The following is a 13948-nucleotide window of genomic DNA, read 5'->3' on the forward strand; positions in this document are numbered from 1 at the left end:
TTATGAGCGAAAAAGTATTAAGGTCGCTAACCAAGTTATTTGCAATAATGGCGTGTGCTGACGGATCTATAGACGAGGCACTTAATATTCTAGAAGAATACCTTAAACACACCCTTCATGAAAGCAATACCAATACATATATTGAGATTTTTGAGCGTCAGGCTAGACTTGATGTAGACGAAAATCAAATTAAACAAATTGCAGAAACTGCTGCTAAGGATTTAACATTAAGACAACGTGTTGTTATGGTGATTGATCTTTTAGAATTAGCATTTTCTAATGATGTATTTTCTGATGAAGAACAGAGAATTTTAAGAACAATTTGTGAAGCATTTAATCTAGATTTTGAGCGTTTAGATAAAATGCAAAGGTTTTTAACAACCAATGATATTGACAAATTAGGTCAGGTTGGTCATTGTTTGACTATTTCTAATAATAAAGAAGGCTACATTAATAAAAGACATCTATATAGAGCTGAGGTAACTATACCTTTAGCTGTATTATATATGCCTCTGGCTAGAATGTATTTTGTGAAAGTAACTTCTAAAACACATCTCTACCAACTAAATGGAGAACCATTAAACCCTAATAGAGCATACCCAATTGATGTTGGTGGTGTAATTAGAATTAATACGCAAAGTGGTGCTAATCTTTATCATTCAGAGATGGCAGCTTTGTTTATCAATAAAATTGATTCTGATCCCATCTCTTTTGAAGCAAATAACATTGATTTCTTTTTTGGTAAAAAGCAAGGTTTACACGGAATTGATATCGTAGAAGAAAGCGGTAATATGGTTGCTCTAATGGGAGCAAGTGGTTCAGGTAAATCAACGTTACTTAATGTACTGAATGGTTCTAGTAAACCAAAAGAGGGTACGGTACTTATAAATGGTATAGATATATATAAAGAGAAAGATGAAGTGAAAGGTATGATTGGGTATGTTCCTCAAGATGATCTTTTAATCGAAGAACTTTCTGTTTATGAAAATTTATATTATGCTGCAAAATTAAGTTTTGCTCATTTTTCTCATGAAGAAATAGAAAAAACTATTATGAGAACAATTGAGAATCTTGGTTTGTATGCTGTTAAAGATCTCAAGGTAGGAAATCCATTAGAAAAAACGATTAGTGGTGGGCAAAGAAAGAGGTTAAATATTGGCCTCGAATTATTAAGAGAACCAAGTATTCTTTTTGTAGATGAGCCTACATCAGGTTTATCATCACAAGATTCTGAAAATGTAATTGACCTATTAAGACAGTTAACGTATAGTGGGAAATTAATTTTTGTGGTAATTCATCAGCCATCATCAGACATCTATAAAATGTTTGATAAATTATTAGTACTAGATACAGGAGGTTACCCCGTTTATTATGGAAATCCAATTAATGCAGTTTCTTATTTTAAAGGAGAAGCAAATTATGCAGATGTAGAAAGTGAATGTATTCGTTGTGGAAATGTAGATTCGGAGCAGGTTTTTGAAATTATTGAATCAAAAATTCTTGATGAATACGGACGAAGAACAAGAAAGAGGAAATGGAAGCCAACATATTGGTGGGCTAAATATAAAGAACATGTAGAGATTCCTGAAATCGAAACAGTTAAAGAGAAACCTAAAAATGCATTGGAGATTCCTTCGATGCTTAAGCAATTAAAAATATTTATTTTACGTGATTTAAATACTAAGTTTAATAATAAACAATATGTAGCTGTAAATTTATTGCAAGCACCATTATTGGCTTTAATGCTTTCTTTAATAGTTTATTTTTATCACTTAGATGAACTTGGAAATAGGGTAGATTATGTTTTTAGAGAGAACATGAACATGCCTTCTTATATTTTTATGGCTGTAATTGTTGCTCTCTTTTTAGGGTTGATGATTAGTGCAGAAGAACTTATAAAAGATAGGACTATTCGGAAACGGGAAAAGTATTTATCATTAAGTAATACATCCTATCTGTTTTCTAAAATGGCCATTCTATCTGGAATGTCAGCTATTCAGATAATTGTTTTTGTTGTTATAGGTAATACTATAATGGGCATAAAGGGATTATATTTTGAGTATTTTGCTATGTTATTTACAACGGCTTGCGTGGCAAATATGATTGGTTTGAATGTTTCAAGTGCTTTTAAATCTGTAGTTACTGTTTATATCTTAATTCCAATCTTATTAATTCCTCAGTTACTATTAGGAGGAGTTGTAGTACAGTATTCTAATATTAATCCCATCTTTAAAAATCAGCAAGGGAAAGTGCCTTTAGTGGGAGAGTTAATGGCTTCTAGATGGGCTTTTGAAGGGTTAATGGTAGAGCAGTTTTCTGATAATGTTTTTGAGAAAGAGTTTTTTAATGTAGATTCTGAAATCTATTCAGCTGATTATTTAAGAACATATTATTACCCTACACTATTAGGTAAAATAGAAGATTGTAAGCTTTATTTGAACGAAAATCATGATGGCAAAATTACAGAATATAAATATCATGATAATTTAGAATTGCTCTCTTATGAATTTAATAAAATGGAGATTTCTAATAAGTTCGATGAGAAGCCTTCAATTCATCCTAATTTTGATGTTGCTACTTTTGATATTATTGAAGCTAACAAAGTTCAGAAGTATTTAGAAGTGACTAGAAAGCATTACAATCAAGTATACATTTATTGGAAAAAGAAAAAGGAAGAAAGAGTTCAAAAACTATTAAAAGAGTCTGGTAAGGAACGTTATTTACAATTAAAAGATATTTATACCAACGATAAAATATCTGAATTTGTGACCAACGTTGTTACTTCTAAACGAATTGTAGAGTACGGTTCGAAATTAGTTCAGAAAATATATCCTATTTATAATGTTCCTGAAGCAAAAGCGAATCCTTTTGAGTTTAGAACACATTTTTATGCTCCTAAAAAATATTTTATGGGGCAATTTTTCAAAACATTTTGGTTTAATATAGCAGTGATGTGGGGAATGTATATTCTTATGGCATTTGCACTGTATTTTAGACTGTTAGCAAGATTAGTTCGTTGGATTGAACTAAGATTTGCAGATAAAGATAATATCAGATTATAGCTCAAAAAGCCACTAATTTTAACGAATGTTATTTTGGTGGCTTGCTTTTTGTGAATGAGTATTCATAAATAAATATTCGTTATATTATTTTTTCTCTCTTGTCTTATCCGTAAAAAAAGTTGTTATTACGGAGATTTTTAACTGTTAATTATTTGAATAAATAAGATGAAACAATCATTACTTACTGTACTTATCGTTTTTGCAGCGTTCGTTTCTACTTTCGCACAAACAACAGAAATTTCAGATGTTACTCTTCAAAACAAAATTGATGTAGATGGAACATCTTTAACTCTTAATGGAGCTGGAGTTCGTTCGAAATATTTTTTATCATTATATGTTGGTAGCCTTTATTTACCAATAAAAGCATCTGACGCTAATAAAATTTTATATAGCAAGGAGTTAAAAATGATTCAATTAGATATTATTTCTAGTTTAATTACAGCAGAAAAAATGGAGGAAACTGTAAGAGCTGGTTTTAAAAACTCTTTAAACGGTAATACAGCACCTCTTCAAAAAGAAATTGATGCATTTATCTCTGTGTTTTCTGAAGAAATTGAAACAGAAGATATTTTCAAATTTATTTCTGATGGAACTTCTGTAAAAGCTTATAAGAACGATAAACTTCTTACAACTGTAGAAGGTGAAGAATTTCAGAGAGCATTATTCGGTATTTGGTTAGGTAACAAACCAGCTGATAAAAAATTAAAGAATTTAATGCTTGGTCAATAATATCCTAACAAAAAAATCCACACTCTTTAAAAAAGAATGTGGATTTTTAGTTAAGAACCCTCTTTCAAAAATTAATTTGGAAGAGGGTTTTATTTTTATCTCTCTAAAGTAATGTTGTAGGCTTCTACATAGTACTTATAAAGTTCATTCCAATCAAAATGTATAGACGATTGTTCTACAGTATTTCTTTGTGAGATACGATCTCTACGGTCTGTAGTTACAAAGTCATACATGTAGTTGGCTAATTCTTCTGCTGAATGAGAGTAATCACTATGCTTTCTGTGAATAACTTCAATACCTTCTACTTTTGTGCGTTTAAGGTCATTGATTACAAAGTCACCAAAACCAGCTAAATCAGAAGTAACAGCAGGTATTCCTCTTGCTACACATTCCATTGGAGTATATCCCCACGGCTCATAGTAAGAAGGGAAGACCCCTAAATGACATCCTCTCACAAACTCATCATAGTCGATTCCGAATAATGGGTTCATAGAAGAGACAAAATCAGGATGGTAAACAAGTTTTACACGATCACTTTCATAATTCAATAGGCCAGATTGACGAGCAAAATTTAAAATGTCATCTTTACTATCATCCTTTAAATTGTGAGTAGTGATAAAAGGAAGTCTAGAACTTTTCCATGATTGTACAGTACGTCTTAATTGTAAACGTAAACTTTCTGGAATTAAGTCTTCTATACTTGGTGTTTCGTAAACATCACCTTTAGAAGCAACATAGAATAAGCGTTCTCCAACACTTTTCTCCATTGCGTCACAAATTTTTCTAATTTCTCCTAACACAGCTCTAGATTCTAACTCAATTGGATTAATTGAATCATAATCTTTCTTAGTGATAAAGAAAGTGACAACTGTTTTATTGATATTGTTTACTTTTAGCTTATGATTTAAACGAGCTAATGCTTCTAAAGTTAAATCAAAACCTTTGTTCTTGTACTCATATCTACCAGAGGTGAAGAAGTACAAAGTATTATTTAAATCAAATGAGTAAGATTGGAAGAAATGTCCCATTACAAACTCATGGATCTTTTGCTTATATGTCTGATGTAAATTTTGAGATTCATGTAATGCCTCAAAACGGTTGATATTTATACCATTTGGAACAATAGCGTCAGTATCTCTACCTAATAGATATTTACATTCAACAGCAGTTAATCTACTTACAGTTGTAAATGTATGTGCCCCATGAGCAGCAGCTCTTTCAATTGCAACCTGAGGTAAAATATTAAAATGAGTAGCTTCTTTTTCCCAATTATAAACACCCTTTTCTAGGTGGTTATAAAATTCAGGATCATTCATGGCCAAGTAACGACCAAGTAAGGTAGCGTGAGTAGTAAATACGGCTTTAATATTTAGGTTTCTCCTTCTAATTTCAGGAATAGGTAAACCAGCCATCCACTCATGCATATGAGCAATTATGTTTTGCTTACCTTGGTTAATATTGTCAAGTTCCTGGAAGAAATCAGTTATCTGACTTGAAAGCATTAATGTTTGATCATAAAGATCATCTCCATCAAAAGAGGGGATATTATGACTTTCCCAATAAGATTTCTTGATGTCTCCTAACTTCCAAGCTTCATTAAAAGGGTTGAAAAGAATTACTCTTGGTCGACCCGAAACTAACCATCTACCATAAAAAACTTCGTATCCTTTAGCTCTTAAAGATCTTACCGTCTTAGAAACAAGATCATCACCTTGATCATCAATTGATTCAAAGATTGCAGATACGTTATCGCTAACATAAGGTCCAATTAAACAATAGTTTTCATCTCCAACAGTAGATAAAACATTTAATATCTTAGATTTTATAACGGTGTAAATTCCACCTACTTGGTTACACACCTCCCAAGCTCCTTCAATAAGGAGAGGACGTTCTTTTAAATGCATGTTTTCTGGCATTATAGTTTTGGTAGTTTAAATTTTGTTGTTGTAGTATTCAACCGATTGCGACAAATATACAATTCATTATTGATAATTCTTTTCTTAGTAAGAAAAACAGTTACAGATTGCAGAAATATTTTTTTAGAATTAGAATTTGTTAATATTTAATAGATTGGTTTTTAGTTTATTGCAAATAAGATTTAATATTGAAAGGTGGTAATGACATCTATTTTATTTTATATTCGTAAAATTCATTATAAATCTTTTATTTTTAAGTAAAAGATAATTAGTTATTAACATAAGCAATAGACTTAATCATGAACAATTTTGAAAAGGTAAAAGGCTATTTGATCAATTTAGGTTACGATATTAAAAGTGAAGACCAAACAGAAGAACTATTTATTATTTCTGATGAAGAAGAAGGACTTTTAAATGTAATCGTAGATTGCGAAGATCCAATTTTAATAATTGAGATGCACCTTTTAGATATAACAGCTAATAATCCAGAATTCTACCGTACTTTACTAGAAAAAAATAGAGAGTGTGTGCATGGTGCATTTGTAATTGATGCAGTAGGTAATAGGGTGTTATTTAGAGATACTCTAGAGCTTGAAAATCTAGACGAAAATGAGATTGAAGGAACATTAAATGCCTTTAAACTTGTTATTGGAGAAAATTACGATTTATTACTTAATTACGCACACAACTAAAATATATTTATATGTCATTTTTTAAAAGGATATTTGGATGGATGTCTGCAGAAACAAATGCAGCTTTAGATAGTTTAGAAGACCCAATTAAAATGACGGATCAAGGTATTCGTGATTTAAAAAAGGATCTAGATCAAAGTTTACAAGGTTTAGCACAAGTTAAAGCTATATCGATTCGTACTAGAAAAGAGTATGAGCAACATCGTCAGGCAGCTGGTGATTGGGAAAGAAAAGCCGTATTACTTTTACAAAAAGCAAGCTCAGGACAAATTGATGCTGCAGAAGCAGATAGATTAGCTACTGAGGCACTTTCTAAAAAAGAACAAGCTGTTCAAGCAGCTGCTACTCATGAGAAAATGGTGACTCAGAATGATGGACAAGTTGCTAAAATGGAGCAAAACGTTCAGCGTTTAAAATCTCAAATCTCTCAATGGGAAAATGAAGCAAAAACATTAAAAGCTAGAGCAAAAGTTTCAGAGGCTTCTTCTAAAATTAATAAACAACTTGCTAGTATAGATTCAACAAGTACTGTTTCTATGTTAGAAAGAATGAAAAATAAAGTAGAAGAGCAAGAAGCTTTAGCTGAATCATACGGGGAAATTGCGGACTCAAATGTTTCAATTGATGAAGAAATTAATAAAGCAATTGGACCAGGAGCTGGTTCATCTTCATTAGCGTTAGAAGAATTAAAAGAAAAGATGAAATTAGGAGCAGGTACTAATGATTCTACTTCTTCATCAGCATCTAATGATAGTCAATCCGATTTAGATAAGTTAAAACAACAACTTAAAGATAAGTAATACATTAAAGGTTTTACTTTATCATACATAAATAAAAATCACTTTACAGTACAGATCTAACTTTGAAAAGTTAAATTTTGGACTATTAAGTGATTTTTTTTTATCTATTCTACAGCAATAATTCTTCTGTTTAATTGAATTTTAAGGTGTATTTAGTAGTTTTATGTAAGCAAAGAGATTTAAATCTCGGTTCTATCGTCTTTTTGTTAATTTTGTATACTCAAAATACATTGGAACTGTAATACAATTATAAGTTGTAATTAATTCATTTTTTATCATTGGAACTTATTTCACTAAGGTAATGAAAATCAAAAATCAAATTTTTTCTTGTGCTGTCCTTGTACTTGCACTATTATTGTCGACTTCATCTTTTGCTCAAAGCAAAAAGAAATTAAAGCAGATGAATGAGCAATTAACTACTGAAAATACTGAACTTAGAAAAAGCAAAACGGATTTAGAGAAAAAATCTAATTCGTTAACTGCAATGAATGATCAGTTAAAGTATGAAGTTGACGGCTTAAAGTCAGATATTAGTTCTTTACAACAACAGAATGAAAAATTACAAACTGAAGTAGATGCTTTAGAATCTGAAAATAGTGAATTAGTAGCTGCAGCAGAAGTATCTGCAAACACTACTTCATCAGGAACTTCAGTTTCATCTGGTTCAAACATGCCTGCTGATGCTGGACAATGTTCAAGTCGTCAAGGTCAATTACAAGCTAATCATACTTATTTTGTAAACTTAAGTAGTCAAATTATTTCTCACGGATGGGGTGTGCAAGTGTACTCTTCTAGAGAGTTATGTGATGCACAAGGTTATGCTGAGAAGTTCCAAGAGCATTATAAAATGTGGAAAACATATGTGAAAGTTACAGAAGAAGGTGGAAGCCAAGTATATTCTGTAGTTTATGGATCATTAAAATACCAAGATCAAGCTAAAGTTTATTTAGAGAACTTTAAAAAGATTGGACGTAACTCTGATGAGCAAAATGCAGTTTTAGTTCAACACTAAAAACTTATTCTACATAAATAGGAAAGGAGGCTTTTAGTCTCCTTTTTTTATATACAATATGGAATATTTATTGTAGTAGTAAAAGTTAGATTATTTTTAATAAGGTAAACATCTATTCTCTCATAGTGAAAAAGCAATCTGTAGCACATACTTGGAAAAAAATTATACGTTGGTTTTACGTATACTTTGTTGTATGTTTTGTTATTGCTGTGGGTAACTTTAGCTCGTATAGACAAGTAGAAAACCAAGACCTATTATTAGATAAAATCTTGGAGATACGTCATATGACATTAAAAATGACATTAGCTGCTCAAGAATTCCTTTCTTATGAAGCACACTATGAGGATTTCCATAAATCTAGAACGGCAACACCTATAATGGCAGAGTACCATAGTATTGACAAAGAACTAACTTCTTATGTTGATAAAATGATGAGTACAAATGCTACTTGGAAAGTAGATAATGAGCAAGATTTACAACAGTTTAGAGTCTTTTTAAATGAGCATAGAACTGTTTTCTCACAAATTATCACAAAACTAAAATTTCGAGGTTCTCCACATTCAGGCATGATTGGAGATTTACAAAAAAGAACAGAAGCACTTGAAAGGGAGCCTTATGTAAGTGTTGTGTCTTTAGAAAAAATGAAATTATTAGAAAAAAGTTATTTACTATCTGCTGATACTTCTGATTTTTATAAGATTAGAAAGATCAATCATCAAATGCAGAAAGAAGTAAATGCTATATCAATGCCTGATGTACACAAACATCAAATTCTGAATAATTTAAGGCGTTACAATTCTACCTTATTAAGAGTAGTAGAAGTAGATGTTAGAATTGGTTTTAGAGGTGATATTGGCCTTACCTTAACTTTACAAAAAAGAACAGAAGACATTATTAATTTAGCAGATAAAATGTATCGAGATGCTAAATTAAAGAAAGATATGTGGATGTCTTATAGCCGATGGATTGCAGTAGTTTTTGGTACTTTATCAGTAGGTGTTTTATTAGTGTTAAGCCTAGCAACAAATGATGTTATTAGTAAGATGAAATAAACTAAACATCTTTTTCTGGAATTATATTATCTAAATTGAATAGAATTTTAGAGAGTGGTACAGCTAAAATTGCAAAGGCGATTAAGAATGCCCCTCCGTAGAAATAGATATCCATAATTTCACTTTCCCCAAAAAAGAAATAAGCCATTATACCACCGTAAATTGGTGATAAATTATTAGCAAGAGCAACGCTAAAAGGGTTAATCTTTTTCATAATAGCCACAATAGATGAGTAAGCTATTATAGAAAAGACAATTGCTAATATTAAAATTAAAACAAAGTCTGTCATAGTAGGGTAAGTAAACTCGCCCATTTTTATATGTTTTAAATAATAGGGTAAAGTAATTGCTGTTGACGCAAAAGCACCAATCATTTGATAAAAGGTAATAACAAGATTATTATATTTTTTAGAAAGCTTAGAGGTTAATATCGTAACTATAGCAGCAAAGAACGCTGCAAATATGGCGGTGAACATCCCGTTACTATAAGCAAAGCTAGAACTAAAAATCATATATACTCCAAACAAAGCGCACATACCTGTCATGGTTTCATTAAATGTAGGCTTCTCCTTAGAAAAGATAGGGTAGATAAAACTTACCCAAATAGGCGTGGTAGCCATTCCTACCAATGTTACAGACGTGTTAGATGTTTTTGCAGCAGTTACAAATAATACCCAGTAAATTGAGGTTAAAACTCCTGTGAATACCAAGAGCAGAATATGGGATGTTCTTACTTTTAAATCAATTTTTTTATAAATGAGAACACAAAAAACTAATGCTAATGCTAGAAATGTTCTAATAAAAACAATTTCTACAGAAGTGAGGTTGATGTAAATATTTATAATAGGAATCATACTAGAACATAACACCCAAAAGTGAAGTTCTCCATATAATCGTTTATTCTCAGAATAACCTATTTTTTTTAATAGAGTATTTAATGCCACGTTAGTTTTTTATTAGTAACAGTTATGTATACAGATTTTAAAATACTACTTTTTTACTCAAAAGCATAAAAAATCAATGTTTCTTGAAATTTTTCTCACCTACTTTAACTTCAGTTGCAAGGTAATTTTCAGAAGGAGGGATCGGACAGTCAAAATTCTCATTGTAAGCACAATAAGGATTATAAGCTGTGTTGAAATCAATAGTGGTTTGTAACTGTCCTTTTTTTACATTGTGTAGTTCTATATACCTACCAGCACCGTATGTCACCTTTCCCGAAGTTTGGTCCGTAAATAATATCATTACAACATCCTTAGTCAGAGGATTACGCGTCGCATCAGCTAACAGTGTTAACTCTAGACTTTCTCCATTTAAATGAAACTTAGCTAGAGCTACTTTTTTGTAATTTCTAGGAAGCCCCTTGGTTGTTTTAATTTTAACTGTTTTGGGTAAACCATACCAATCTAAAGATGCATTTACTTTATAATTAGCATCAACAGGAAAATAGTTCAACTTATTAAAGCTTGATTTTTCATCCTCGGTTAAAGGTGATGAGCTGTCGTTTTTAAATTCAATATTTTTTTTCTCTCTTTCTGAAGAGATTTCAGTAATATACTTTTGAGTATCTTCTTCTGATGTTGAATTAAAGTAAGAGTAACCTAAAAAGATTACAACAAATAGGAATACAATTCCTTTTAAAAAAGTTGAAGGTTTCATTTTAAATGTTTTTTCAAAAATACTACAAAAATTACTATTCCGTTAATACGCTATAGGATAATTTTAATAAATAATTGTATATTGCATAGCGTAAAATAATTATTAATTGTTTTTTATTATCAATAATATCATGGTTAAGCCTGTGTATAACATAAAAGACCACGATTTACTATCATTACTACAAAAAACTTTACTATTCGAAGGCTTCGTTGCAGGGTATAGGTTTTATTCTGAAAACGATTTAGAATGGGAAGTGATGCGAAATAAATTGAATCTTGTTCGTTATTCAAATAATGAATTTGATGAAAATGCTGTTGCAGTTTTTGCAGGTGATAAGATGATCGGGTATGTTCCTAAACAAAGTAGTAAAACTATTGCTGATTGTTTAGATAAAGGAGAAGAGCTTTATACTGAATTAATACATGTTGATCCTGTAGCTAAAGATCAAAAAAAAGTGCTCTTTAAAATTTGGCGTTTTAAAGAAGCACATTAATTATTTTTTTCTTCGTTTTAGTCTAACAGTTGGTCCATTGTGATCAAATAACGATTCTGGTAGACATTCATTAATTTTAGCATACGATTCAGCTTGTAATTCAATATTTTTTGCTAACTCAATGCAATTAATTTTAGAAACTTTATCGCTAAAGTATTTCTGCAATGCTTTATTAAGGGGTTTTCGTTCTTTAAATTGATGTATAATTAAATCAAAAATTGTACTTTTCCCCCAAGTGTTTTTAGTAAATCCTTTTGGTGTATTTATGGATTGAGTTGAATTAATCTTATGATTTAATTCCTCATCGTTCTCTATAGTATCTCCTTCTATTACATTAACGTGAGAAGTTGAATTATTAGTTTTTAATGAAGCATTAAAACATTCTTTACCTATTTTAGCCCATTTCCAAAAATCATTTAATAATGGAATTCTAGGAGGGAGAGCAATTAGTTCTTTCTCGTAATCAGTTTTATAAAGAGGATGTGATATAATTGCAAAAGTGTAGTAGAAAATATTTTCTTTTGTAAGAAGAGCTTCTTTATATTCTCTTTCAATTTTCACTTTCTCAATTGTATTGATTTTTTCAGATATACGATGAACAGCAGAAGTGATATCAGAAACTAATTGTTTTTTTTGAGGCATGCTTTTGTATAACTGCATCATTTTGGTAACTAATTGATTAGTTGCAGTAACTACTTTTTCTAATGGTGTTTCTTCTTCCTCAGTATAATTAAAAAGAATTTTAGTGTATTTGTCTAAAACTGGTAAACGAGATGTGTGCCTAGATATTTGCTCTAAATTAGGGATTAAAATATCTATAATAGATGATACAGTATTTGCTTTACCTACTTCTGGAAGACGAGGTAAGTAATATTGTCTAAATCGGTTAAGAGCCCAGTCACTTATATTTTCAGAAGATGAACCATCTTCTTTATATATTTGAAGTGGCAAAATGGTATTTCTTTGTTTTCTTTCAAAGAAATCAGAAAGTATTGGGTAAACACAAGGGATGTTCTCAAAACCATATTCTTGACTCGCAGATAAAACCAAAGATGGATTTTCTTTATTAAAACCCATAAGGTGGCTATTTTCCCAAGTAGACGTATCCAATTCTGAAGCGTAAATCCATTTTTTTGTGAATGGTTTTACATAGGCACGAATGATTTTAGATTCGTCAAATTTAGATAGTTGATCGTCTAATTTAAGCGTACCACTTTTTTTCTGGCTTTTTTCGAAAACTTTAAGTTTATCTTTTAATTGTTGTTTGTTAAAATCGGTAAACCAGGTTTTGTTTTTCAGCTGAATTGGAGCAACAGACTGATTAAATATACTTTTCTCTTTCTGGCTATATAAACAAAGAAATTTACCATATTCTTCAGAAGACAACGTAATCCAGTCATCAGAATCATTACTTATAGGAGAGAAATCTTCTAAATAGCTAGGAGCATAATAAACACCTTCATGTTCATTGTCTTTGCTAAATATAAAGCAGTAAATAATTTGATTTGAATACAGGTGAGCTTGAATATAAACTCTATTACAAATCGATTTAGCTTGTTGTCTCCATTGTTTAAATTCTGGTGCAGCTGCTAAAGAATGATCTCCTCTAATAACTAATATCCCATTATTACCAAGTCGTTCTCTAGCCCATAATAACCAATATGAAACTGGATTTCTTTTTTGGTCAGAAGAAAACACTTTTTTTACTCTACTTGTCCATTCTTTGTGAGCAGTTCTATTCCCTAATGACATCTGTTGGATTGTGCCAAAAACAATCTGAACAGGGTCACGGTTTAGGTTGGTTAATTTGTTTAAATTCGAGTCTTCTTCAAGGAAATTTAAATGTTTTTGACCTTGAGGCATAATATCAACAAAGCTTAAACTATTTCCGAAAGAACGGTTACTTTCTGTGGCATTAACTGTACTCCAATAGTAAACCAATAAATCGTAGCAAACTAGAGTATTTGATTTTGCCTCAATATCTAAAAAAGGAGGTAATGTAAAAGAAGGGTATAGGTATTGAGCATCTTTTCCAGAATTATTTAGGTGTTTTCTCATTAAAGATTTAAACATTCCTAAAAAATAATTTGGCAAAGGTTCTCCCTCTTCTCTACCCATTAATTGAGTAAAAAGCTCCTCTTTATTTTGTCCATTTTGAAGTAAAACATCAATTGTTGTTTTTAATTGATTTTGTGCATCATTGAGTAATTCTTTATCAGAAAACTGCTCTATAATTTCTTCAAAAAGTATATATATATAATCAATGAATACAGGTTGTAAAGCTTTCTCATCTTTTAAAGAAAAAAGAATTTGCTTACTTACAATATGCTCACTGATCAATCTTAATAAGTCATCTATATTAAATGTAGAAAAGAAAGACTTTTTAAAAGCCTTGATCATTTCTTTTCCATTTTCTTGTGCTTCAGCTTTGTAATTACCTGCAAATAATAATTGTTGCTGTAAGCCTTGAATAGCTTCTCCTATCAAACTATTTATGTCTTTTTTTATACATTCTACTAATAGATTATCAATTG

At 30.6% G+C, this 13948-nt stretch carries 11 protein-coding genes; 7 read left to right on the plus strand and 4 right to left on the minus strand.

What is annotated here, in order from left to right; translation table 11 throughout:
- The first annotated feature begins 2 nt into the window (after window positions 1-2).
- On the plus strand, window positions 3-3062 hold the full coding sequence (locus KM029_RS01265) for an ATP-binding cassette domain-containing protein (RefSeq protein WP_144074985.1): 3060 nt from the start codon (window positions 3-5) through the stop codon (window positions 3060-3062).
- Between the two features lie 165 nt (window positions 3063-3227).
- Entirely contained in the window at window positions 3228-3791 is a 564-nt protein-coding gene (locus KM029_RS01270; protein ID WP_144074986.1) for a chalcone isomerase family protein, read from the plus strand.
- A 95-nt stretch (window positions 3792-3886) separates the two neighbouring features.
- Here the strand turns inward: KM029_RS01270 and KM029_RS01275 are convergent, their stop codons facing one another.
- A complete protein-coding gene (locus tag KM029_RS01275; protein ID WP_215586350.1) occupies window positions 3887-5707 on the minus strand; it encodes a glycosyltransferase in 1821 nt (606 codons plus the stop codon).
- A gap of 299 nt (window positions 5708-6006) precedes the next feature.
- Between KM029_RS01275 and KM029_RS01280 the strand changes: the two genes are divergently transcribed.
- The 4 genes from KM029_RS01280 to KM029_RS01295 all read left to right on the plus strand — a co-directional run bounded on the left by KM029_RS01280 (window position 6007) and on the right by KM029_RS01295 (window position 9263).
- The gene (locus KM029_RS01280; RefSeq protein WP_144074987.1) at window positions 6007-6399 is read left to right on the plus strand and encodes a YbjN domain-containing protein; all 393 of its coding nucleotides are present in this window, start codon (window positions 6007-6009) and stop codon (window positions 6397-6399) included.
- A gap of 11 nt (window positions 6400-6410) precedes the next feature.
- Window positions 6411-7199 carry a PspA/IM30 family protein gene (locus KM029_RS01285; protein ID WP_144074988.1) on the plus strand — a complete coding sequence of 263 codons (789 nt, stop codon included), beginning with the start codon at window positions 6411-6413 and terminating at the stop codon, window positions 7197-7199.
- Window positions 7200-7500: 301 nt separating this feature from the next.
- Window positions 7501-8211 (plus strand): SPOR domain-containing protein, encoded by a 711-nt coding sequence (locus tag KM029_RS01290; protein ID WP_144074989.1) that lies wholly within the window; start codon window positions 7501-7503, stop codon window positions 8209-8211.
- Between the two features lie 125 nt (window positions 8212-8336).
- Window positions 8337-9263, plus strand: coding sequence for a hypothetical protein (locus tag KM029_RS01295; protein ID WP_144074990.1), 927 nt, complete (start codon window positions 8337-8339; stop codon window positions 9261-9263).
- Window position 9264: 1 nt separating this feature from the next.
- On the opposite strand, the gene KM029_RS01300 is transcribed toward KM029_RS01295, so the two are convergent.
- Window positions 9265-10206, minus strand: a complete 942-nt coding sequence (locus KM029_RS01300) for a DMT family transporter (protein ID WP_144074991.1) — start codon at window positions 10204-10206, stop codon at window positions 9265-9267.
- 73 nt (window positions 10207-10279) lie between these two features.
- On the minus strand, window positions 10280-10921 hold the full coding sequence (locus KM029_RS01305) for a DUF1684 domain-containing protein (RefSeq protein ID WP_144074992.1): 642 nt from the start codon (window positions 10919-10921) through the stop codon (window positions 10280-10282).
- A 130-nt stretch (window positions 10922-11051) separates the two neighbouring features.
- Between KM029_RS01305 and KM029_RS01310 the strand changes: the two genes are divergently transcribed.
- The gene (locus KM029_RS01310; RefSeq protein ID WP_144074993.1) at window positions 11052-11414 is read left to right on the plus strand and encodes an HIRAN domain-containing protein; all 363 of its coding nucleotides are present in this window, start codon (window positions 11052-11054) and stop codon (window positions 11412-11414) included.
- Here the strand turns inward: KM029_RS01310 and KM029_RS01315 are convergent, their stop codons facing one another.
- Window positions 11415-13901, minus strand: coding sequence for a type ISP restriction/modification enzyme (locus tag KM029_RS01315; RefSeq protein WP_144074994.1), 2487 nt, complete (start codon window positions 13899-13901; stop codon window positions 11415-11417).
- Between the last annotated feature and the right edge of the window lie 47 nt (window positions 13902-13948).

Origin of the sequence: Flammeovirga kamogawensis, from assembly GCF_018736065.1 — a bacterium.
Lineage (GTDB): Bacteria > Bacteroidota > Bacteroidia > Cytophagales > Flammeovirgaceae > Flammeovirga > Flammeovirga kamogawensis.